At 33.6% G+C, this 24,601-nt stretch carries 14 protein-coding genes; 3 read left to right on the top strand and 11 right to left on the bottom strand.

Annotated features, from left to right (window positions below; genetic code table 11):
* Positions 1-6: 6 nt before the first annotated feature.
* From ACKGJY_RS07685 to ACKGJY_RS07710, 6 genes are all read right to left on the bottom strand, one after another.
* The gene (locus ACKGJY_RS07685; protein ID WP_413973290.1) at positions 7-1,338 is read right to left on the bottom strand and encodes a M28 family peptidase; all 1,332 of its coding nucleotides are present in this window, start codon (positions 1,336-1,338) and stop codon (positions 7-9) included.
* 102 nt (positions 1,339-1,440) lie between these two features.
* Positions 1,441-3,252 carry an acyl-CoA dehydrogenase family protein gene (locus ACKGJY_RS07690; RefSeq protein ID WP_413973291.1) on the bottom strand — a complete coding sequence of 604 codons (1,812 nt, stop codon included), beginning with the start codon at positions 3,250-3,252 and terminating at the stop codon, positions 1,441-1,443.
* Positions 3,253-3,274: 22 nt separating this feature from the next.
* A complete protein-coding gene (locus tag ACKGJY_RS07695; RefSeq protein ID WP_413973292.1) occupies positions 3,275-4,468 on the bottom strand; it encodes an acetyl-CoA C-acyltransferase in 1,194 nt (397 codons plus the stop codon).
* 112 nt (positions 4,469-4,580) lie between these two features.
* Positions 4,581-6,989: a 3-hydroxyacyl-CoA dehydrogenase/enoyl-CoA hydratase family protein gene (locus tag ACKGJY_RS07700; protein ID WP_413973293.1), complete on the bottom strand. Its 2,409-nt coding sequence runs from the start codon at positions 6,987-6,989 to the stop codon at positions 4,581-4,583.
* A gap of 16 nt (positions 6,990-7,005) precedes the next feature.
* Positions 7,006-7,446 (bottom strand): MarR family winged helix-turn-helix transcriptional regulator, encoded by a 441-nt coding sequence (locus tag ACKGJY_RS07705; protein WP_413973294.1) that lies wholly within the window; start codon positions 7,444-7,446, stop codon positions 7,006-7,008.
* Positions 7,447-7,587: 141 nt separating this feature from the next.
* Positions 7,588-9,363 carry an AMP-dependent synthetase/ligase gene (locus ACKGJY_RS07710; RefSeq protein WP_413973295.1) on the bottom strand — a complete coding sequence of 592 codons (1,776 nt, stop codon included), beginning with the start codon at positions 9,361-9,363 and terminating at the stop codon, positions 7,588-7,590.
* A gap of 358 nt (positions 9,364-9,721) precedes the next feature.
* Between ACKGJY_RS07710 and pflB the strand changes: the two genes are divergently transcribed.
* From pflB to ACKGJY_RS07725, 3 genes are read left to right on the top strand one after another with little or no spacing between them, the layout of a single operon-like run.
* On the top strand, positions 9,722-11,947 hold the full coding sequence (pflB, locus tag ACKGJY_RS07715; RefSeq protein WP_413973296.1) for a formate C-acetyltransferase: 2,226 nt from the start codon (positions 9,722-9,724) through the stop codon (positions 11,945-11,947).
* A 36-nt stretch (positions 11,948-11,983) separates the two neighbouring features.
* Positions 11,984-12,784, top strand: a complete 801-nt coding sequence (gene pflA / locus ACKGJY_RS07720; protein ID WP_413973297.1) for a pyruvate formate-lyase-activating protein — start codon at positions 11,984-11,986, stop codon at positions 12,782-12,784.
* A 36-nt stretch (positions 12,785-12,820) separates the two neighbouring features.
* Positions 12,821-14,107: an OFA family MFS transporter gene (locus tag ACKGJY_RS07725; RefSeq protein ID WP_413973298.1), complete on the top strand. Its 1,287-nt coding sequence runs from the start codon at positions 12,821-12,823 to the stop codon at positions 14,105-14,107.
* Between the two features lie 153 nt (positions 14,108-14,260).
* Here the strand turns inward: ACKGJY_RS07725 and ACKGJY_RS07730 are convergent, their stop codons facing one another.
* The 5 genes from ACKGJY_RS07730 to ACKGJY_RS07750 form a co-directional block, all read right to left on the bottom strand.
* Positions 14,261-16,555, bottom strand: coding sequence for a response regulator (locus ACKGJY_RS07730; protein ID WP_413973299.1), 2,295 nt, complete (start codon positions 16,553-16,555; stop codon positions 14,261-14,263).
* Between the two features lie 181 nt (positions 16,556-16,736).
* Positions 16,737-20,477, bottom strand: a complete 3,741-nt coding sequence (gene purL / locus ACKGJY_RS07735; protein WP_413973300.1) for a phosphoribosylformylglycinamidine synthase — start codon at positions 20,475-20,477, stop codon at positions 16,737-16,739.
* Positions 20,478-21,043: 566 nt separating this feature from the next.
* A complete protein-coding gene (locus tag ACKGJY_RS07740; RefSeq protein ID WP_413973301.1) occupies positions 21,044-21,187 on the bottom strand; it encodes a hypothetical protein in 144 nt (47 codons plus the stop codon).
* A gap of 6 nt (positions 21,188-21,193) precedes the next feature.
* Positions 21,194-21,430 carry a hypothetical protein gene (locus ACKGJY_RS07745; RefSeq protein ID WP_413973302.1) on the bottom strand — a complete coding sequence of 79 codons (237 nt, stop codon included), beginning with the start codon at positions 21,428-21,430 and terminating at the stop codon, positions 21,194-21,196.
* 448 nt (positions 21,431-21,878) lie between these two features.
* A complete protein-coding gene (locus ACKGJY_RS07750) occupies positions 21,879-24,500 on the bottom strand; it encodes an MGH1-like glycoside hydrolase domain-containing protein (RefSeq protein ID WP_413973303.1) in 2,622 nt (873 codons plus the stop codon).
* Positions 24,501-24,601: the final 101 nt, after the last annotated feature.

The following is a 24,601-nucleotide window of genomic DNA, read 5'->3' on the forward strand; positions in this document are numbered from 1 at the left end:
TAGTTTTTATAGCATGACTTCATTTGGGAAAACAACAGGACTTTCAAATCCATTTTCACCAACTGCTGCAATTCCGAAGAAATAATTATCAATAACAATACCGTCCAAAGTAAACTCTGAAATATCTCCAACATAACGGCTATAATCCCAAGTAGGCGAGGTGGTATCGCGCCAATATATTTTATAGCCTTTTGCACCAGCAACTTTACTCCATTTAAATTTTGCTGAAGCTTCCACAACACCGCCAATAGCTACCTGTGTTGGTGCTGGAGGTGCCCAAGCTAAACATGCCAAATTAATAGCATTAACCGCAGTGAGTTTTTTAGCATAACTAAAGTTTACATGTTCTATAACATCACCGTAATTAATACCGTTTTCTTCTCGTATATCTTGATGCTGTTGTGTATAATTTTCATGAGCTTCCATAATCCTGATACCAGGGAAGCCTAAATCATTGAAAGGACGATGGTGTCCACCGCGTCCAAAACGATCCAATCTATACACCATCATAGGATTCATTTCTGGCATATATGCCTTCGTTGTTTTATGAATGTAGCGTGCCAGTTGTCTAGAAATACCATCTACCTCACCACCATAAAATCGCCTTAGTGTTCTTTGGCGTTCCGTCTCAGTAGGAGGAACAGGCTCTGAGAAAATTCTAAACGTTCGGTTATCAATTACACCATCAACGCCTTTAATGTTTCCAATCATATCATTATTTAAAACACCAATAATATCCCAGTTATTATCCTTTGCATATTTGGCTAATCCTGCACCTCCGAATAACCCTTGCTCTTCACCTGATAAACCAACGTAAACTATACTGTTTTCAAATTTATATTTTGATAAAACTCGTGCGGCTTCAATACTGCCCGCCATACCCGAGGCATTATCATTTGCTCCAGGTGCATCTGTTGTAAAATCCATGGTATCACTTGCACGAGAATCTATGTCACCACTCATAATTACATATCGGTTAGGATACTTTGTGCCTTTTTGAACAGCAATTACATTTACCACCCAAGCATCATGAGGCACACGTCTATTGCCTTCTTGAGTCACAAAATCTTTTTGATATAATACGCTTAAGCAATTATTGCAATTATCAGAAATGGTTTCAAATTCTGATTTAATCCAACGTCTTGCTGCACCAATACCTCGAGTATCAGAAATGGTATCACTAAATGTATTTCTTGTACCAAAATCTACAAGCGTTTGTATATCTTTTTGAATACGTTTTGCTGAAACATCATCTATAATTTTATAAATATCTTGCTGTGATTGGCTGAAGCTAAGAAGTGAAATAAAAAGAATAAAGAAAGTGCTACTATTTTTCATGTGAATTATTTTCAACTAAATTAATAAAAAAACGCCTCAAAATTGAATTTGAGACGCCTTTTACATTCGAATTAGTCACACGAAATTATTAAAGTTTAAAACCTAAAAGCAATATTTATTTTCATTAATTACTTTTTCAGCAATAATATGTCTTAGTTCTATAATATTAGGCATGTTAACATACTTGATGTAACGTTTTAAACCAACAAGCATCATTTTTTGTTCATCACCAGTAGAAAATGAAATTATGGAATGTTTTCCAGCAGTTTCAATAACATCAATAGCGTGGAACAAGTTTAATTTTGCCATAGCAATTTGTTCCTTAACATTAGCTTCTCCTTCTTTTTTAGCCATTTTTTCTGCTCTTAGAATAGCAGATTCAGCTAAATAAATTTGAATTAAAATATCAGAAGACGCTAGCATTAACTGCTGTTGTGCTTCAATTTTTTCACCATATTTTTGAAGTGCTGCACCAGCAACCATCAAGAAAAGCTTCTTTAAGTTTTTAACTATATTTTTTTCCTCAGAAAATAGCTCAGAATAATCAGGCACTTCAAAAGAAGGAATACCCATCAATTCTTCTTTTACTGATGTAGCAGGTTCTAAAACATTTACATGTCCTTTCATGGCTTTTTTTATCAGCATACCAACACTTAACATTCTGTTTATCTCATTGGTACCTTCATAAATTCTTGCTATACGTGCATCTCTCCAAGCAGATTCTATAGGTGTTTCTTCAGAAAAGCCCATGCCACCAAAAATTTGAATTCCCTCATCTGTACAGTTTTGTACAAATTCTGAAACAGCTACTTTTAAGATAGAACACTCTATAGCATATTCTTCTACACCTTTTAATTCTGCTTCTTGGTGTGTGTCTTTACCATTATTTCTTCGTAATTCAATACGATCTTCTATGTCTTTAGCAGAACGATATGTAGCGGCTTCTCCAACCCAACAGTTGGTTGCCATTTCTGCAATTTTTTGACGAATAGCCCCAAAGCTAGAGATTGGTGTTTTAAATTGAATACGCTCATTAGCATATTTAACAGATTCTGTAATAGTACGTCGTTGCGCATCTAAACATGCAGCGGCCAATTTAATTCTACCAACATTAAGGGCATTCATGGCAATTTTAAACCCGTTACCTCTGGTAGACAACATATTCTCTACAGGGACAACAGTTTCATTAAAAAAAACCTGTCGTGTTGAAGATGCACGAATACCTAATTTGTGTTCTTCTTCCCCCATTGTAATACCATTAGGGTTTTCTGGATCATATTCTACAATAAAACCTGTAATATTTTTATCATCTTCTATTCTAGCAAAAACAATCATAACACTACAAAAACCAGCATTAGAAATCCACATTTTCTGACCTGTAATTTTATAGGTTTTACCATCTTCCGAAAGTACCGCTTTTGTACGTCCAGAGTTAGCATCGCTTCCTGCTGTTGGCTCAGTTAAACAGTAGGCTCCAAACCATTCGCCACTGGCTAATTTTGGAACGTATTTTTTCTTTTGTTCTTCATTACCGTAAAGCGTAATTGGCATCGTACCAATACCGGTATGCGCACCAAATGCAGTACTAAACGATCCTGTTGCGCCTGATATGTAATCGCAAACTAAGCAGGTATCTACGAAGCCCATACCCATACCACCATATTCTTCTGGAACAGCTACACTTAAAAAGCCTAATTCTCCTGCTTGACGCATACAAGACTCGGTTAAAGCATAATCTTTTTGTTCAAATTGTGCTTTTTTAGACCAAATTTCTCTATCCACAAATTCTGAAACAGCCTCTTTCATCATCAGCTGATCTTCATTAAAATCTTCTGGTGTGAAAATATCTTCACATGCACTTTCTTTTACAAGAAACTGTCCACCTCTTAAAATATCTTTTTCTATTGCTTCCATTTGTTTTTATTTTGTTGTCTTCTTAGTTTAAAAATTCAAAAATACCACAAGCACCTTGTCCTGTACCAACGCACATGGTTACTGCGCCATATTTGCCTTTCATATTTCGCTTGCGCATTTCATCAAATAATTGAACTGATAATTTTGCGCCAGTACATCCTAATGGGTGTCCTAGTGCAATGGCACCTCCGTTTACATTAATGATATCTGGATTTAAACCTAATTCTCTAATAACAGCAAGAGATTGAGATGCAAAAGCTTCATTTAATTCTATCAATTCTAAATCACTCTGTTTTAAGCCGGCTTGTTTTAATGCTTTAGGAATTGCTTTAACAGGACCAATACCCATAATACGTGGCTCAACGCCTGCTGCTGCATAGTTTACCAATCGTGCAACTGGTTCTAGATTTAATTCTTTAACCATATCTTCACTCATTACCATTACAAAAGCAGCACCATCACTCATTTGAGAAGAATTGCCAGCTGTAACGCTACCGCCTTGAGCGAAAACAGCACGTAATTTAGCTAAAACTTCTATTTTAGTTCCTTTTCTCGGACCTTCATCTTTAGTAACAGTATACGTTTTTGTTGCTTTTTTACCGTTAGCATCAATATAAGTTTGTTCAACCTCAATAGGTACAATTTGGTCTTGGAAACGGTTTTCTGCTTGTGCTTTCAAGGCTTTCATATGTGAATTAAAAGCAAATTCATCTTGATCTTCTCGAGATACTTTAAACTCTTTTGCAACTGCTTCTGCAGTATTCCCCATGCCCCAGTAATAATCTTCATGACCCGCTTTAACGATGGCATCATAATTTAGTTCTGGTTTAAACCCCGTCATAGGAACGCTACTCATACTTTCTGCACCACCAGCAATAATACAATCTGCCATTCCAGCTTGAATTTTTGCTGTGGCCATACCAATAGTTTCTATTCCAGACGAACAAAATCGGTTTACGGTCACTCCAGGAACATCTATAACTTCTAATCCCATTAAAGAGATTAAACGTGCCATATTAAGTCCCTGAGAACCTTCTGGCATAGCGTTACCAACGATTACATCATCAATACGCTTTGGATCCAAATTTGGCAATTCTTTCATCATGTGTTTGATGGTTTCTGCCGCTAACTCGTCTGTTCTTTTAAAACGGAATACACCTTTTGGTGCTTTACCAACTGCCGTTCTATATGCTTTTACTATATATGCTTGTTTCATTCCTCTCCCTAACCCTCTCCTAAGGAGAGGGAATTTTTACGGTTATTTTTAATTAACTTATTTAATGAATCCTCAAACTTTTCCTTCCCCTTTGGGGAGATTAGGTTGGGATTTAATTTCTCAACGGTTTCCCAGTCTTCAACATGTGCTGAATACGTTCTAATGTTTTGCGTTCTGTACAAAGCGATAAAAACGCCTCACGTTCTAAATCTAATAAATATTGCTCGCTTACTAAAGTAGGTTCAGATAAATCTCCACCAGCCATAACGTAAGCCAATTTATTGGCGATTTTCATGTCGTGCTCACTAATGTAATTACTAGCTTCCATAGAGTCTGTGCCAACTAAAAACATACCTAAGGCTTGTTTACCAAGTACTTTTACATCTTGTCGTTTTACAGGTTGCGTATATCCAGCATCTGCCATTAGTCTTGCATGTGCTTTTGCTGTTGCAATTTGTCTGTCTTTATTAACGACTACAATATCTTTTCCCTTTTGAAGAATCCCTAAATCGAAAGCTTCGTAAGCTGAAGTGGATACTTTTGCCATACCAATAGTTAGAAAATATTCTTGCAATGTGTTTAACTCCACATCACCTTTTCTAAATGTATCAGAGGCACGTAACGCCATTTCTTTAGAGCCAGCACCGCCTGGTATAACTCCCACACCAAATTCAACTAAACCAATATAAGTTTCAGCTGCTGCTACAACCTTATCGGCATGCATGGATAATTCGCAAGCGCCACCAAGCGACATGCCATGGGGTGCAGAAATTGTTGGTATAGCAGAATAACGCATACGCATCATAGTATCTTGAAAATACTTAATAGCACCATTTAATTCTTCATATTCTTGCTCTACGGCCATCATAAAAATCATTCCAATATTTGCACCAACTGAGAAGTTTGCACCTTGATTTCCTATAACTAGTCCATCGAAATCTTTTTCCGCAATATCAACTGCTTTGTTTAAACCTGTAAGAACATCACCACCAATTGTATTCATTTTAGACTGAAATTCGCAGTTTAGGATTCCGTCACCTAAATCTTCTATAACCACTCCCGAATTTTTGAAAACTTCATTAGAGGTTCTAATATTATCTAAAATGATAAACGCATCTTGCCCAGGTATTTTTGCTTGAGATTTTGAAGGTATATCATAATAATGTGTTGCTCCGTTTTGCACGGTGTAAAATGATTTACTACCAGAACTTATCATATCATAAACCCATGATGCAGGCGCTAAACCTTCAGCTTTTATTAGCTCTATTCCTTTTTCAACACCAATGGCGTTCCAAATTTGGAAAGGACCATGTTCCCATCCAAAACCAGCTTTCATCGCATCATCGATTTTATACAATTCATCTGAAATTTCTGGAATTCTATAGGTAATGTAGGCAAAAAGTTGCGCAAACAATTTTCGGTAAAACTCTCCAGCTTTATCTTTGCCTGATACTAAAATTTTAAATCTATCAATAACCTTATCTACGCTCTTTGTAAGTTCTAAAGTTGCAAATTTCGCACGTTTTTTAGATCGGTATTCTAGAGTGTCTAGATCTAATGATAAAATTTCACTTTTACCATTATCGCCTTTAATCTTTTTATAAAACCCTTGTCCTGTTTTACTACCCAACCATTTATTTTCAACCATAGTCGAAATAAAATCAGGCAGTTTAAATAGCTCTAAACGTTCATCATCTTTACAATTATCTGCAATACCGTTAGCAACATGTACAAGAGTATCTAATCCTACTACATCAACAGTTCTAAAGGTTGCCGATTTTGGTCTACCAATAACAGGACCTGTTAGTTTATCAACTTCTTCAACAGTTAAGTTCATTTCTTTTACAGCATGAAATAAACTCATAATACTAAAAATACCAATTCGGTTTCCTATAAATGCTGGTGTGTCTTTAGCTACAACCGAGGTTTTACCTAAATATTGCTCACCATATCTATTTAAAAACTCTAGAACTGAGGTTTCTGTTTTTGGGCCTGGAATAATTTCAAAAAGCTTTAAATATCTTGGTGGATTAAAAAAATGTGTACCACAGAAATGCTTTTGAAAATCTTCGCTACGCCCTTCACTCATAAATTTGATGGGAATACCTGAGGTATTGCTTGTAATAAGAGTTCCTGGAGTTCTGTGCTTTTCTAGATTTTTAAATACTTGTTTTTTGATGTCAAGTCTCTCAACAACGACTTCAATAATCCAATCTACATCTTTTACTTTAGAGATGTCGTCCTCTAAATTTCCAGTTGAAATTCTGCTAGCAAAATCTTGATGATAAATAGGCGAGGGCTTTGATTTTAGAGATGCCTTAAGTGCATCATTTACCAAGCGATTTCTCACACTTTTATCTTCTAAAGTTAAACCTTTAGCTTTTTCAGCGTCTGCGAGTTCTCTAGGAATTATGTCTAAAAGTAAGACTTCTACACCAATATTTGCAAAATGACAAGCAATACCGCTTCCCATAATACCAGAACCTACAACTGCTACTTTTTTAATAATACGTTTGCCCATCGTGTTTAAACTCTATTTACGTGTTGTTATAAATTTTTTTATTACAAACCATTTCATTGATAGTTTCTGCAACTTCATAGAAATGATTCATTTTTTCTTCGGAAATATGTTTCCTAATAGTTTCATTAAATATTAATACTTTCTCTTTAGAAAGCGCTCTTTTTTCTTTACCCAAATCTGTTAAATGAATTAAGACACCTCTACCATCATTAGGGTTAGGTTGACGTTCTATCAGTTTACGTTTTTCCATGGTTTTTAGTATACGCGATAAGCTTGTAGCTTCCATACCCATTTTAGGCCCCAACGCTGTTGAGGGAGTTCCAGAATCAGGATCAATGCTTAGTAAAGTGAAACCTGTAGCCATTGTAGTTTCAAATTTTGAAGCCTCTTCATTATACATTTTATTCACTGTTAACCAGGTAGTTCGCAATACGTAATCTATAGTTTTATCTTTCATTTATAAGTATTGGAGTTACCAAATATAATAAAAAATTTATTATGCATGCATAATAAATATAATAAAAACGATTATTTATAGAACAAAAAACCACTTACTGATAAGTGGTTTTTTAAATATTTAAGTTGTATTACTTATTTGTCAATTAGGTCTGTATATTTTTTCAATTAGAGTAGTGTACATGTTTTTAATAACGTCACGTTTCATTTTCATTGTAGGTGTAAGATGTCCATCATCAATAGACCATACTTGTGGGGTGATTTCAAACCTCTTAATTTGTTCCCATTTCCCAAATTTAACATTACATTTATCTACTTCTTTTTGAATTCGTTTTTGAACAATTTCAGATTGCGCCATGGCTTCCATAGTATTTTCAATGGGATGATTTTTACGTACTATCCATTCATGCAAAAACTCAAAATTTGGTTGAATTAAGGCAGCTGGCATTTTTTCACCTTCACCAACAACCATAATTTGTTCTATGAATCGCGATTGTTTTAAATCGTTTTCTAAAAGGGTTGGGATGATGTATTTACCGCCCGAGGTTTTAAACATTTCTTTTTTACGTCCGGTTATTTTTAGGAATCCATCAGCATCTATTTCACCTTTATCACCTGTATGAAAATAATCATCAGTCATTACGCTTGCTGTTTTCTCAGGATCTTTATAATAACCTAACATCACATTAGGACCTTTAATTAAAATTTCTCCATCTTCAGCTATTTTTACTTCAACATTAGGAATGGGTATACCTACCGTTCCAACTTTGTACATTTTATCTGCGTATTTACCAACAGATACTACAGGAGAGGTTTCTGTTAAGCCATAACCTTCCATAACTTGCATGCCAGCAGCACCAAAAATTCTTGCAAGACGTGGTTGTAAAGCTGCACTACCAGATACCATAGTGTGTAATTCTCCACCTAAAGCAGCACGCCATTTGCTAAAAATAAGTTTGTTTGCAATACTTAACTTAAACTCGTACCATGCACCATTTTCTCTGTAAGGTTTCCATTGTTCTCCTAAAGCCACTGCCCAATAAAATAAGGATTTTTTTATACCCGTTAAGCCTTCAGCTTTATCCATTATTTTGTCATACACCTTTTCTAAGAGTCGGGGAACAACACTCATCATATTTGGATTGATTTCTTTGGCATTATCTCCAATTTTATCTAATGCTTCAGCATAATATATAGAAGTGCCTGCGTGTTGGTATACGTAAATAAGTACACGTTCAAACACATGGCAAATAGGTAAAAAGCTTAAAATTTTTGTTTCAGCATTCTTTAATGGTACTCTTGCGGCACTATCAAGAACATTACTAGTTATATTCCAGTGCGATAACATTACACCTTTAGGTTTTCCAGTGGTTCCAGAGGTGTATATTATTGTTGCCAGGTCATCAGGTTGTACGTTATTTTTTCTAGTTTCTACATCATTTTGATTGCTGGTATCTTGTCCAAGTTCTAACAATTCAGAATAATGTTTACAACCTTCAATATGATCAAAAGAAAATACGTCTTTTATATTAGTGTTCTTTCTTATTTTATTTACTTTTTCTAATACTTCGGCATCAGAAACAAAACAGTAGATGGATTCACTATGGTTAATCACATATTCATAATCCTCTGCACATATCGTAGGGTAAATAGGTATGTTTTGTGCGCCAATTTGTAATACGCCAATATCAACGATGTTCCATTCTGTTCTATTTGTGGTAGAAATAACAGCAATTTTATCATTTTTATTTACACCCAATTTCAGTAGTGCTCTACTTAAAGCATTGGCTTTATCTAGATACTCTTTTGTTGATGTTTCAATCCATTTACCATTGTATTTAGTAACTAAAGCAGCAGCATTAGGCTTATGCTCTAATTGGTAATACGGAAAATCAAAAAGTCGTGTTATTTCAGTCATATAATTATAGAATCTGTTGATGCAAATTATGAAAATAAATAGGATTTACAAATAGTAAAAGATGCCTTTTTGGAAAACCCTCAAATCTTTTCTGTTTATAATTTTAGTTGAAATTATAAAAAATAGTGCGTTTTAATTTTGAAATTATCAAATTTTTAACTGTTTTATTATAAAAGCCTAAATGAAGTATTAGTTAAATAGAAATGTTAAGTAAGATCTTAGGTTATTATTTAAAATGCATCAAATCCCTCTTTTTTAATAGTTTACTGATAATTGTCATATTTTAAGACGTTATGGGATCTTAACTTTGGATTATCAAATTATAATACATTTTACAAAATATAAATATAATAGAGCGATGGAAGTAAAACAGTTTAAACCCGGAATTTGGATAGAAAAAATTGATGTAAGGGATTTTGTTAGTAATAACATTACTCCTTATTATGGAACGCACGAGTTTTTGGAAGGCCCAACAGCCAAAACCCTAAAGTTGTGGGGCATTTGTAAAGAAGCTACTAAGGAAGAACGCCAAAACAATGGTGTGAGATCTTTAGATACAGACACAATATCTACAGTAAGTGCATTTAACGCAGGATATATTGACAAGGCCAACGAGGTTATTGTTGGTTTACAAACCGATGAGCTACTAAAGCGCACTATGAAACCTTTTGGAGGTTTTAAAGTAGTGCAAAAAGCTCTTGCAGAACAAGGTGTAAAGCCAAATGATAATTTAACAGAATTGTTTTCTAAATATGTAAAAACACATAATGATGGTGTATTTTCAGCTTATAATGCTGAAATTAAGAAATTCCGTTCTCTTGGTTTCTTAACAGGATTACCCGATAACTATGCAAGAGGTAGAATTATTGGAGATTACCGTCGTGTAGCATTATATGGTATTAATGTTTTAATTGAAACTAAAAAGAAAGATTTAGCAAATATTGAAGGACCGATGACAGATGCTGTAATTCGTTTACGCGAAGAAGTATCAGATCAAATCAACGCACTTAAAGAAATCATAGCGCTAGGTGCTAAATACGATTTAGACTTAGGTCGTCCTGCTGAAAACGCAAAAGAAGCTGTACAGTGGACATATATGGGCTATCTTGCTGCAGTTAAAGAGCAAGATGGTGCAGCAATGTCTCTTGGTAATGTATCTACCTTTTTAGATATCTATATTGAAGAAGATTTACAAGATGGTTTAATTACTGAAGCTGAGGCACAAGAGTTTATTGACCAGTTTGTAATGAAATTACGTATGGTGCGCCACTTAAGAATGAGCGCTTATGATGAAATTTTTGCTGGAGACCCAACTTGGGTAACTGAAGCTATTGGCGGTATGTTTGATGATGGAAGAACTAAAGTGACCAAAACATCATTCCGTTTCTTAAATACCTTATACAATTTAGGGCCATCACCTGAACCAAATATGACTATTCTTTGGTCTGAAAAACTACCGCAAAACTTTAAGGATTTTTGTTCTAAAGTAGCAATTGATACCTCTTCAATTCAATTTGAAAATGATGAGTTAATGCGAAAGAATAGAGGTTCTGATGATTACGGTATTGCATGTTGTGTATCTTATCAAGCTTTAGGTAAATCTATTCAGTTTTTCGGTGCACGTACCAATTTAGCTAAAACATTACTACTGGCTATTAACGGTGGTAAATGTGAAATTACAGGAACACAAATGGTAGACGGTATTAAACCATGTAATTGTGAAGTTTTAGACTTTGATAAAGTAATGGCTAACTTTAAAATTGCCATGAAAGAAGTAGCTAGAGTGTATAATGACTCTATGAATATTATTCACTACATGCACGATAAGTATTATTATGAAAAAGCACAAATGGCACTTATTGATACAAACCCTGAGATTAACATTGCTTACGGCATCGCTGGGTTATCAATTGTAGCAGATTCATTATCTGCTATAAAATACGCTATGGTGAAGCCTATTAGAAATGAAGATGGCTTGACGGTTGATTTTAAAATTGAAGGTGAGTTCCCATGCTATGGTAATGATGATGATAGAGTGGATGTGTTAGCTGCAAAAGCTGTGGCTGACTTTAATGATGAATTAAAAAAGTTAGCAGTTTATAAAAATGCAGAACCAACACTATCTGTATTAACTATCACATCAAATGTAGTGTATGGTAAAAAAACAGGGGCAACGCCTGATGGTAGAGCTAAAGGAATTCCTTTTGCGCCAGGGGCAAACCCAATGCATGGTAGAGATTCTCATGGTGCCATTGCTTCATTAAACTCTGTAGCAAAAATTAATTATAAAGATTCTCAAGATGGTATTTCAAATACATTCTCAATAGTTCCAAAATCATTAGGAACCAATGAAGGAGAGCGTATAGAAAACCTAGCATGTATTTTAGATGGTTATTTTTCTAAAAACGCACAACACGTTAATGTAAATGTGCTGGATAAAGAAACCTTGCTAGACGCCATGGAGCATCCAGAAGAATATCCACAATTAACTATAAGAGTTTCAGGTTATGCTGTAAACTTTGTAAGGTTGACTAGAGAGCAACAAATGGAAGTAATTACAAGATCATTCCACGAGTCAATTTAAAATAAACTCTATTTATATTTTGTAAGCATCTGAAAAATGAAGTGCAAACTACTTCTTTTTCAGATGCTAATTTTAAAACCTAATAGTATCAAATCAAAAGATAACATATTAAGAGTGCATTCCATTGAATCTTTTGGCACGCACGATGGTCCTGGAATACGCCTCATTATTTTTTTACAAGGCTGTAAATTAAAATGTTTGTATTGCCATAATCCAGATACAATTGATACGCACGCAGGCAAAGACTATCCTATAGAAGATTTGGTGCAAATGGCCATTAAAGAGAAACCTTATTTTGGTAAAAAAGGAGGCGTTACTGTCTCAGGAGGCGAGCCCTTGTTACAATCAAAAGCTTTATTAACTCTTTTTAAACGTTTGAAGGAAGAAGGGATTCATGCAAACATTGATACCAATGGTAGAATTCTAAATCACTTTACTGAAGAATTACTAGACAAGTATGCTGATTTGGTAATGCTAGATATAAAGCACATGACCGAAGAAGGTTACGAGTACATCACAGGTCAGAAAAACAGAGAAACCACATTTAATCTGGCAAAATATAGGGAGGCTTCAGGTAAACCAATGTGGCTGCGTTATGTATTGATTCCCGAGATTACTAATAAACCCGAATTGCTTCACCAAATGGGTACCTATTTTAAGGATTATAAAACTATTGAAAAAATTGAGTTACAACCCTATCATAAATTAGGTATACACAAATGGGACGCTTTAGGTTGGGATTATCCATTAAAAGATGCTAGAGAAAATAAACCTGAAGAAATTGATGCAGCAGTAGAAATTTTAAAACAATATTTTAAAGACGTAAGAGTAAATTAATGAGTAAAGCCAATTGGCAGCTCAAATACAAATATTATGCAAACACAAAAACTAAAAAACCGTTGGCTTATTGCTGCTTCTGCAGTTGGAATTCATATTTCTATCGGATCTGTATATGCTTATTCAGTAATGACAAACCCCGTAAAAGATTTTTTTGATGTGGATGGTAGTGTGATAAAATGGGCATTTAAAATTGCCATTTTATTACTTGGCTTATCAGCAGCATTTTTAGGAAGATGGGTTGAGAAAGTAGGACCCAAAGTTAGTGGAACAACCGCTGGTATATTTTATGGTATAGGTATTTTAGGCTCTGGATTAGCAGTGCAACTAGAAGCTTTATGGTTATTCTATTTATGCTACGGTGTTATAGGTGGTATTGGTTTAGGTTTAGGCTATATAACGCCTGTAAGTACTTTGGTGAAGTGGTTTCCAGACCGCAGAGGTTTAGCAACAGGAATGGCTATTATGGGGTTTGGCTTTGCAGCTTTAATTTTTGGCCCTGTAATGCAATCACTTTTTGAAAGTGTAGGTGTCTCAAATGCATTTTACATTTTAGGACTTATTTATATGGTGTTAATTTTATCTTCAGCACGATATATTGAAAGGCCTCCAGTAGGATATCTACCAGATGGTTTTAAACTAGGAGAAGGGAAAACCATTAAAAAAGATATGGCTAATATTACAGCCAATGCATCACTTAAAACACCACGTTTTTATTACATCTGGATTATGATGTTTATTAATATTGCTTGCGGTATTGCTATAATTTCAGCGGCTAGTCCTATGATGCAAGAGAAGCTAAATTACACACCAATGGAAGCTGCAGGAATAGTTGGTTTAATAGGCGTATTTAACGGACTGGGTAGAATTATGTGGTCTACATTATCCGATTATTTGGGGCGTGCAAATACTTATATTATTTTCTTCGGATTCCAAATTCTGGCATTCTATTTCTTACCACAAATTACTATGGAACTCGCATTTTTAATCGTGCTATTTACGGTAATAACAATGTATGGTGGTGGTTTTGCAACACTTCCAGCATTTCTGGGTGATTTATTTGGTACAAAGCAATTAGGCGCCATTCATGGTATGGTATTAGCAGCATGGGGATTAGCAGGAGTTGTTGGGCCAACTGTTTATGATATGGTTAAAACTGCAACAGGTTCTTTAGATACTACATTAAAAGTATTTGCAGGTTTATTTATTATTGCATTTTTAGTATCATTACTGATGAAGCGTACTGTAGTAAGAGCACACAAAACTCAAGAAAATGAAAATAAAACAGTTAAAAAAAAATTAAGAGTTGCATTTAAGCACTAGCAAAATAGCAGTTAGCATTACTTTGAAAAAATAAAATCACTATTGTAGTTGCTTAGCAATGTACTATTAATGTTTACTATTAACCTGTTTAATTAAGATACTATTCTAAATTTAGAATCTTATCAAGATGAAAAGTTTATAATGTAGATTTAATTATCCTAGTTTTTTAAATATTTTGCGTTTATCGGTAAATAGATTTTCTAATATAGTTTGTTTAAATATATCTATATCATAGGGTTTTACAATAATATCATTCATTCCAGATTCAAAAATTTGATATTTCTGTTCTTCAATTTCTACAGCCGTTAATGCAACTATAGGTACTTTATCATTAAAAGTTCTAATTTCTTTAGAGGCCTCAAGTCCATTTTTAACAGGCATATTAATATCCATCAATATTAAATCGTAATCTTGTGTTTTTGTTTTAGCAACAGCTTCCTCACCATTATCTGCTATATCACAATTTACATTTGATGTTTTTAATATTTTTTTAGTAACTATTTGATTTATACGGTTATCTTCAACCACAAGTATATGTTTATTGGCTAGTTGCGAGGTGTCTTTTATTGAAGAAGAAGCATTTTCTTCAAATTGCGAAGCTACTTTTAGTGCTAATGCAAACTTAAAGGTAGTGCCTTCACCTAATTTACTTTCTATATCAATTGAACTTCCAGCTTGCGATACTAGTTTTTTAACTATAGGGAGTCCTAAACCAGTACCTTGATATGTTTTGGTTGATGAGTTAATTTGAGTAAACTCATCAAAAATAGTTTTAAGTTTACAGGCTTCTATTCCAGGACCATCATCTTTAATTGTAAACTTAATGTTTGCTATATCTTCGTGTATATTATCTAAATTAATAATAACATCAATATCACCATTTTCTGTAAATTTGCAGGCATTACCAATAAGATTCATTAGTATTTGAGATAACATTCTAGAGTTACCTTTTAAATATTTAGGAACATTATCACTTATAAGAAGATTGATTTTATTTTTATGCTGTAATCTTATATATTCAAACGAAAAAGAAATAGTATTTATTAAATCTCTAAGGTTAAAAACAATTTCCTCTTTGGTAAATCTATTGTTATCAATTTTATTCATTTGTAGTAAATCATTTATAAGTGCTAATAAGTAGTTTGCAGAAAACTTAAGAGATTTTAAATCTTTTTCATGTGCTTTAAGCTCAACGTTTTCAAGCAAAATACTGCTTAAACCGATAACTCCATAAAGTGGAGTTCTTAATTCATGACTTACTGTTGCAAAAAATCTAGATTTAGACTTTGCTAGTTGTTCACTTTCTTGCTTTGCAATTAAATATTGCTTGTTTCTAACCTGTAAATCTTCAACAAGCAGTTTTTTTCGTTTGTTAGATGCATAAATAATTGATAATAAAAAAATAAGAAAAACTCCAAATAATATTGTGCCTATTAAGAGGAAATTTTTACGCTCTGATTTTTGAGTTATTAGTTGTTTTTCAAGTTCTTTAGCTTTAATTTGATCTTTATAACGCTCAACATTAAGTTTTGCCGAAACAGCATCAGTAACATGTTTAGCTTCATCTTTATCCTTCTTGTTTTCGTAAACTTCTAATTTTTTATTTATTTCATAAATGCCTTTATAGTCTTTTTTCATTTCCAAAGCTTCTTTATACCCTTGGTAACCTTCTACAAGCGCATCAACAAAATCAGTATTTTCGCATAAAACTATAGTTTGTTTAAACTTTTTTATAGCTTTATCTGGTTCGTTCAATAATAAATGCAATCTCCCCTGGTTATGTAAATGGCTGGCTTTGTAATGTGGAGGATTTCCTATTTCGTTTAAGTATATTTCAGTTTTTTGTATTTGATATTTACTTTTCTCAGGTTGGTTTGTTTCGTTAAAAAGTCGTGATAAGTTATGATGCATAATAAACAAACGCATAGTATCTTTCAAACGTTTAGCAATTTTCATGCTTTCAAAATACTTTTCAATAGTTTTATGTTTGTATCCAGGCATGTAATAGTACACATTGGCTAGATTACCAATTGACTTTAATATTGCTATACTATCATTCGCTTTTCTTGCTTCTTTAAGTGATTTTAAGAATATTTTTTTTGCGCCCGATGTATCTTTTACACGTAATTTAGTATTGCCTATAATAGATCTTGCTTGACCTAGATATGTACTGTTACCACATTTCTTTGCAAGATACATCCCTTTATCAGCATAAATTAAAATTTGTACATAACTAGATTTATAATGCTCTGTAGTCATCCATTCAATCATGGCCTTTACATGATTTGATAATTCTGCTTTAGTGGAATCTTTAGAAATTTCTGGTAAAATTTCGGCAGCGGTTTTGTTGCTGCTATCTAAAAATAAATCAAGCTTTTGGTTTTGCGAATTAAGATATGTACAAGTTAAAAAAGCAAATATAAATAGTGGTTTATTTAAATACTTCATACTAATTTGATGATCATAGGATATCAAATATACATATTTATTTACATAATAGTCGTTTAATCGATATATTTAGTTGTTTAAACGGTTTTTTGTCAATTCTTTTTAGGTTAAAAAACAGAAAACTTTTAAATGAAAAAACTCTATATTTTGAAGTCAGAATATTGAGTTTTTTATGTAGTTACTATTTTATCAACCAATTTTTAGCATTCACAAAAGCCTCTAACCAAGGCGAAACTTCATCTTTTCGACCAGCGGGATAATTAGCCCAATTCCATTGAAATGTAGAACGCTCAATATGAGGCATAGTCACTAAATGACGCCCTGTTTTATCTGTCATCATAGCGGTGTTGAAGTCAGAACCATTTGGATTGTGTGGATAACCTTCATATCCATATTTTGCAACAATATGATACTTATCTTCAGAATATGGTAAATTAAACTTCCCTTCACCGTGTGAAATCCAAACCCCTAAAGTAGTACCAGCCAGCGTTGAAAGCATGACTGAATTATTTTCTTGAATTTTTACCGAAGTGAAGGCGCTTTCGTGTTTGTTGGAATCATTATGATGCATTTTACCATGAATGTCATGATCTGGATTGATGAGGTCTAATTCCATCCAAAGTTGACACCCATTACAGATACCAATAGAGAGAGTATCATCTCTTTTAAAAAAATTATCAATTACTTTTTTGGCTTTTTCATTATATTTTATAGCACCTGCCCAACCTTTAGCAGAACCTAAGACATCGGAGTTTGAAAAACCACCAACAGCTCCTAAAAACTGTATGTCTTCAAGTGTTTCGCGACCCGAAATTAAATCGGTCATGTGTACATCTTTAACATCAAAACCTGCTAAATACATGGCGTTTGCCATTTCACGTTCAGAGTTTGATCCCTTTTCACGAAGTATAGCCGCTTTTGGACGTCCTTTGTCATTGCGAGTAGTTTGCGACGTGGTAATCTCGCACTTTGTACTGGCAGATTGCTTCACTGTGTTCGCAATGACGTCTACAAGTTTTCCTGTAAAGTGTTTTGGAAAAGTATACTTTAAAGGTTGATTTTTATAATTATCAAAACGATCTTGGGCTAAACCATTTGCTGTTTGCTTTTGGTCTAATAAGAAAGATGTTTTATACCAAAAGTCTCTAGTTTCAGCAATATTAAAATCGAACGTATCATCGTTGTTCTTAATGTTTAAATTTCCAGAATTGTTTGCTGAACCAATATTGAAAAATTCAATATTATTTTCAGATAACACAGTTTCTACTGAAGCATCTGCTTGAAAAACAAGTCCTGAGTTTTCAGCAAATAACACTTTTATAGAATCTTCTTCATTCAATTTAGAAAGATCTAAATCTGCACCTAAATCTACATCAGCAAAACAAAGTTCTAAAAGTGTTGTAATTAAACCACCAGAAGCCACATCATGTCCTGCAGTAATTTTATCCCTAACAATTAAAGATTGAATGGTATTGAATACTGTTGCAACATATCCGGCATCTTTTACATTAGGCGCATCATTTCCAATGGTATTTAATACTTGATTGAAAGAACTTCCACCCAATTTAAAATTATCTTGTGAAATATTGATGTAATAAATAGAACCACCGTCTTGTTTAAAAACAGGTTCTACAACTTTAGTAATATCGTTACAATTTGCTCCAGCAGAAATAATAACTGTTCCTGGAGAGATAACATCACCATCAGGATATTTCTGTTTCATAGACAATGAATCTTTTCCTGTTGGTACATTAATACCTAAATCAATTGCAAATTCAGAAATTGCTTTTACAGCTTCATACAAACGGGCATCTTCACCTTCATTTTTACAAGGCCACATCCAGTTTGCTGATAATGAAACCGATTCTAAACCATCTTTTAAAGGCGCCCAAACTAAATTGGTAAGTGCTTCGGTAATCGAGTTTCTACTTCCTGCAACTGGGTTAATTAATCCAGAAATAGGCGAGTGCCCGATTGAGGTTGCTACACCTTCTTTTCCTTTAAAATCAAGTGCCATAACGCCTACATTATTCAAAGGAATTTGTAAAGGCCCAACACATTGTTGTTTAGCAACTTTACCACCAACACAACGGTCTACTTTATTTGTTAACCAATCTTTACAAGCTACAGCCTCAAGTTGTAACACTTGATTTAAATAAATATTTAAGTTTTTGGTTTTATATCTTGGGTTTTTATAGTTTCTAGTAACTGTTTTATCCGTTAAAACTGTTTTTGGCGAACTTCCAAACATATCTTCCATGGCTAAATCCATGGGTTTGTTACCTTTGGTTTTAGATTGAAATGTAAATCGATTATCTCCAGTAACATCTCCAACGGTGTACATTGGCGAACGTTCTCGGTCTGCAATTTTGTTAAGCGTCTCCAAATGTTTTTCGGCAATCACTAAGCCCATACGCTCTTGCGATTCGTTACCAATTATTTCTTTATCAGATAGGGTAGGGTCTCCAACTGGTAATGCATCCAAGTCTATTTTACCACCAGTATCTTCTACCAATTCAGATAAACAATTTAAATGACCACCAGCACCATGATCATGAATAGACACAATAAAATTTTCATCACTTTCCACCATACCGCGTACCGCATTAGCAGCACGTTTTTGCATTTCTGGGTTTGAACGTTGTACAGCATTCAATTCAATACCCGAAGCAAACGCCCCAGTATCAGCAGATGATACCGCAGCACCACCCATACCAATACGGTAGTTTTCGCCACCAAGAATTACAATTTTATCACCAGTTTTTGGTGTATCTTTTAAAGCTTGGTCTTGTTTTCCGTAGCCAATACCACCAGCTTGCATAATCACTTTATCGAAACCTAATTTTCTAGATTTTGCATCGCTTGAAGACGGATTTTCATTATGTTCAAAAGTTAACACAGAACCACAAATAAGCGGTTGTCCAAATTTGTTACCAAAGTCAGATGCCCCGTTTGATGCTTTTATCAAAATATCCATTGGCGTTTGGTACAACCATTTTCTGGCTTCAAACTTTTGCTCCCAAGGTCTGTTTTCTTCAAGTCTAGAATACGAGGTCATATACACCGCAGTTCCTGCCAATGGTAAAGAGCCTTTTCCGCCAGCAAGTCTATCCCTAATTTCGCCACCCGAACCTGTTGCAGCACCATTAAAAGGCTCAACAGTAGTTGGGAAATTGTGCGTTTCCGCTTTAAGTGAAATTACAGAATCAAAATCTTCAGTTATATAATAATCAGGAATATCGGCACGTTTTGGTGCAAACTGTTCCACTTTAGGGCCTTTTATAAAAGCCACATTATCTTTATAGGCCGAAACAATAGCGTTAGGATGCTGTTTTGATGTTTCTTTGATTAATTTGAAAAGCGACGTCGGTTTTTCCTCGCCATCAATCACAAACGTGCCATTAAATATTTTATGACGACAATGCTCTGAGTTTACTTGCGAAAACCCAAACACTTCAGAGTCGGTTAAAGGTCTGCCAATTTTTTTTGCAACACCATCCAAATACGCTACTTCCTCATCACTTAACGATAAGCCTTCTTGTTGGTTATACGCTGCAATATCTTCAATATCTAAGATAGGTTCAGGTGTAATAGCAATGGTAAAACTCTCTTGATGTAAACCATTAAATTTTTCAGAAATCATGGGGTCAAAATCTGTAAAATCCTCAGTAACCGTTTCAAATTCCTCAATTCTAATAATGTCTTTAATCCCCATATTTTGGGTAATTTCAACAGCATTGGTACTCCAAGGCGTTATCATAGCGGCACGCGGACCAACAAAAAAAGCATCTAAAGATGCTTGTTCAATTTTTGGTTGATTGCCAAAAAGCCATGTTAATTTTGAAATTGTTTCAGTTGATAATTCTTTTGTTGTTTGAACAGCAAATATTGTGCTGGTTACGTTTCCAAAGAAATGAATCATTATGTAATGGTTTGTATGAGTTTACGAAAACGCAAAAATACACTTTTTTCACGATTTGCTATCGCTTTTTTTTGCTAAGCAAAGCTGTTTATCAACAGTATTTTAACACACAGGTTTATCTTTTTTTTGTTAGCCATCGCTGATGTTTGAATAGGCAAAAAACCTTGTAGGATTGCTGAAGTTTAGGCTTGTAGTTTGTCCTCAGTGAAGTTGGAGAGGTTCAAATCGTTGGAGCTCTTTAGTCCGATTGTACGTTTGTTTAATATTTCTAAAGTGCTAACATTTGAGGTTAACTTATACGATAAGGTTAAGATAGTATAGCTTAACCTGTTGTACATTTTGATAAAATTCTATCAATTCTGTAAAAGTAAACTAACTCTAGGACAGTTTTAGTTAAATTTATTGGGTGCTTTTCCATTTAAACTCTGGTGCGGTCTCTCTTGGTTATATTTTATAAATTCCCAGATAATTTAGAGTAGTGGGTTCTATATGAGTTTACTAAGTTTATAAGTAACAATTTGCTCTTTTTTTATAAAAATGTTAAGAATACCTTTTTAGTTAGTGTACTAGTTACGTTCAAAAACCATTATAATATCTTCAGGATCATCTCTATTTAAATTTCCAATTTCAAAGCTGTTATTGTTAAGTATTGAGTAATGAAGTATTCTAGGTGCAATTTCGTCGGCTTCATTTCTACTTAATTGAATCATGTTATCCTATAATATGCGAATTGAAAAAGTTCTACTAGCAGAGTTTTTTCCATCAGTAATCCTTTTCTCTTCAAGTTGATTACTATTTGGACTAAAAATTAATAGTGTTCTATTATTTTCTGGAGTAATTTCAATAAAATTTCCAGTTAAAATTCCGTTTAAGATTTGTGGTTCAGAATCAGATTCAGAACACGATAGTATTCCAAGAAGTATTAGTAATATGAAGTGTGTTTTTTTTACCATTATAAAGGGTAATTACTTTTTAATCTAGATGTGATTTTCTAAAAAAGGTTGCGTGTAAATTCTTTATAATATTGATTTAGATAAGTTTAAAAAAAACGGTAATGCATCTTTTAGCCGTTATGTTTGTAATAATTCCGTTGACATTTTTATTATAAAAAGCTACTTTATTTTCATAGTAACTAGATTTCGAATTGTAAATCAAAATGAATGTAGTCAGTAAAATTACAATTCTCCAAACTTTTTTAATAAGACTAATTTTCATTTTTCAACGTGCAGCTAACGTGTTATATAAAGACTTTTATTATCTATATTCCGTGAATTAATAATAATATGATAATTTTTTTATTATCGTTATTCTGTAAATATAATTAATCATATTTTTAATCAAACTTAAAAAACCTTCTAGATATCTGTAAAGGGTATTACTTTTTTTGATAAAATTCAGTAATTAATTCTCATCTAGTTCCATAATTAAATTGGCAATAAGCGCTGTCCATCCTGTTTGGTGAGAAGCACCTAGGCCTTTACCATGGTCGCCATCAAAAAATTCATAAAATAAGTGCAAATCTTTAAAATGCGCATCGTTAGTAAAATGTTTGCCTTTATTATCAGCATGGTATATAAATTTACCAGCATTGTCAGCTTCAAATAATTTAATAAGCCTTTTAGTTAAAGCATTAGCAATTTGTTTTAAATTTAATTTATTACCAGAGCCTGTTGGAAATTCATATTTATATTTATCCCCATAAAATGTGTAATATTTTCGTAACGATTGTATAATCATATAGTTTAAGGGCAACCAAATGGGTCCGCGCCAGTTTGAGTTTCCACCAAACATATTAGATTGACTCTCGCCAGATTCGTACTGAATTTGATGATGCCCATGGTGTTGAAATACAAAAGGGTGTTTTTCGTGGTATTTAGATAAAGAACGGATACCATAATCTGATAAAAATTCATCCTCATCCAACAATCTTTTGAGTAAATGTTCTAGTCTAAAACCGCGCATTATTGCAAAAAGATAATTACCGTCTTCATTAGGTGCATTTAAATTGGTAATTAACGATGCTAAGTCAGGTCGCGTTTCTATAATTTTGTTTGCTCTATGTCTAAAATCCTCTAATTCTTCAAATAAATCTTTGTGTATAATCTCTACAGCAAAGAGTGGTATTACACCAACTAAAGAGCGAACTTTTAAACGATCGGTTGTTCCAGATGCCATTTCTACCACGTCGTAATAAAAATTATCTTCATCATCCCATAGCGAAATATCTTTTTGCCCTATGTGATGCATAGCCCAAGCAATATTTAAAAAATGTCTAAAGAATTTTGCAGCAGATTCTTCGTAGCTTTTATTAGTTTTTGCAAGCTCAAACGACATACGTAACATATTTAACGAAAACATTGCCATCCAGCTAGTTGCATCTGCCTGTTGCATTCTTGTAATACCATGTGGCATATGGTTTCTATCAAAAACGCCAATATTATCTAAGCCTAAAAAACCACCTTCAAAAAGGTCTGTACCATTTTTGTCCTTTTGATTAACCCACCAAGTGAAGTTTATCAATAACTTTTGAAATGCTTTTTCTAAAAACTCAATATCACCCTTACCCGTATTTTTTTTGTCTTTTTCATATACATTCCAAACAAAATAAGAATGTACAGGTGGGTTAACATCACTAAAATTCCACTCATAAGCAGGAATTTGCCCATTTGGGTGCATATAGTTTTCTTTTAAAACTAGTAAAAGCTGTTCTTTTGCGAAGTATGGATCTATTTCAACAAATGAAGCCATATGAAATGCTAAGTCCCAAGCGGCATACCATGGGTATTCCCATTTATCGGGCATAGAAATAATATCTCTATTAGTAAGGTGTTGCCAGCTATAATTTCGTAGGTTAGACCTATTAGGTTTACTCTCTCCAGGACCACCAAATAGCCATTTAAATACATCGTTGTAATAAAATTGCTTTGTCCATAATAAACCAGAAAATGCACTTTTAACGATCTCTTGTTGATTTTTCGGAATTTTAGTAGCTATGGTTTCATTGTAAAATGCTTCACATTCAACTATTCTATCGTTAAAAATAGTATCAAAATCAGCAAAAGCATCTTTAAGTTTGTTTTTGCTTAGGCGTACTTTTACCGTTTTTTCTTCACCGGCTTTTAATTCAAATTTATGCCAAATGGCTACTTTAGATCCATTTTTTTTTGGGTTTACAGTAGGTTTGCCATCTACAATAAAATCGTTAATACCATCTTTAACATATGCAACATCGTTATGGAAATTATAAATACGTTGGTTGTTGGTTTCGTTTTCACAAAAAAGCTGTTCACCACCATCATTATAAAAATAATAATTGCCGTTTCTTTTGCTTTTGGTTAAGGCAGATGTATTGGAGGTAGATTTTATGTTTGGACGTGAATGGCGTTCATTGTGTTTCCAGAAATTACGAAACCAAAGGTGCGGTAGTACGTGTATAGTTGCAGTATCTGCGCCTCTATTAATAACCGTAACTTTCATTAAAATATCATCAATATCGGCCTTGGCATATTCAATATAACAATCAAAATAAGCATTGTTTGCAAAAGCATCAGTATCTAAAATCTCGTATTCATATTGGTCTCTACCAATTCTATTTTTGTTTACTAAATCACTATACGGAAATGCACTATGTGGGTATTTGTATAAATATTTGTTGTAAGAATGAGTAGGAGAAGATACTTGATGAAAATAAAGTTCTTTAACGTCTTCACCATGATTACCTTGGTTATTTGTAAGTCCGAATAAGCGTTCTTTTAAAATACTGTCTTTGCCATTCCAAAATGCTGGTGCCATACATAAAATTTCTCTGGCATCTGTAAAACCACCTATACCTTCTTCACCCCATCTGTAGGCATTACTTCTTGCTTTTTCGTGGTCTATAAATTCCCAAGATTCTCCATGTTGGCTATAATCTTCTCTTACGGTTCCCCATTGTCTTTCTGCTAAGTAGGGTCCCCATTTTTTCCAATTTTTATAATTATCTAAAACTGCTAATCGTTCTGCTTCTTTACCTTTTTGAATCATATTAATTTGAAGTATAAGAGTTTGGTTGTGTTTAGAATAAAAGTAACATTAATTATTTAGATAAATATAGTGTCAAATAAAGTATTACCTAATTGTTGTAA

Source organism: Hyunsoonleella sp. 2307UL5-6, from assembly GCF_047345485.1.
Lineage (GTDB): Bacteria > Bacteroidota > Bacteroidia > Flavobacteriales > Flavobacteriaceae > Jejuia.

Excerpts from the sequence above, each read along its gene's own strand:
- ACKGJY_RS07685 (WP_413973290.1), bottom strand. The coding sequence starts at position 1,338 with ATGAAAAATAGTAGCACTTTCTTTATTCTTTTTATTTCACTTCTTAGC.
- ACKGJY_RS07690 (WP_413973291.1), bottom strand. The coding sequence starts at position 3,252 with ATGGAAGCAATAGAAAAAGATATTTTAAGAGGTGGACAGTTTCTTGTA.
- ACKGJY_RS07695 (WP_413973292.1), bottom strand. The coding sequence starts at position 4,468 with ATGAAACAAGCATATATAGTAAAAGCATATAGAACGGCAGTTGGTAAA.
- ACKGJY_RS07700 (WP_413973293.1), bottom strand. The coding sequence starts at position 6,989 with ATGGGCAAACGTATTATTAAAAAAGTAGCAGTTGTAGGTTCTGGTATT.
- ACKGJY_RS07705 (WP_413973294.1), bottom strand. The coding sequence starts at position 7,446 with ATGAAAGATAAAACTATAGATTACGTATTGCGAACTACCTGGTTAACA.
- ACKGJY_RS07710 (WP_413973295.1), bottom strand. The coding sequence starts at position 9,363 with ATGACTGAAATAACACGACTTTTTGATTTTCCGTATTACCAATTAGAG.
- pflB (WP_413973296.1), top strand. The coding sequence starts at position 9,722 with ATGGAAGTAAAACAGTTTAAACCCGGAATTTGGATAGAAAAAATTGAT.
- pflA (WP_413973297.1), top strand. The coding sequence starts at position 11,984 with ATGAAGTGCAAACTACTTCTTTTTCAGATGCTAATTTTAAAACCTAAT.
- ACKGJY_RS07725 (WP_413973298.1), top strand. The coding sequence starts at position 12,821 with ATGCAAACACAAAAACTAAAAAACCGTTGGCTTATTGCTGCTTCTGCA.
- ACKGJY_RS07730 (WP_413973299.1), bottom strand. The coding sequence starts at position 16,555 with ATGAAGTATTTAAATAAACCACTATTTATATTTGCTTTTTTAACTTGT.
- purL (WP_413973300.1), bottom strand. The coding sequence starts at position 20,477 with ATGATTCATTTCTTTGGAAACGTAACCAGCACAATATTTGCTGTTCAA.
- ACKGJY_RS07740 (WP_413973301.1), bottom strand. The coding sequence starts at position 21,187 with ATGATTCAATTAAGTAGAAATGAAGCCGACGAAATTGCACCTAGAATA.
- ACKGJY_RS07745 (WP_413973302.1), bottom strand. The coding sequence starts at position 21,430 with ATGGTAAAAAAAACACACTTCATATTACTAATACTTCTTGGAATACTA.
- ACKGJY_RS07750 (WP_413973303.1), bottom strand. The coding sequence starts at position 24,500 with ATGATTCAAAAAGGTAAAGAAGCAGAACGATTAGCAGTTTTAGATAAT.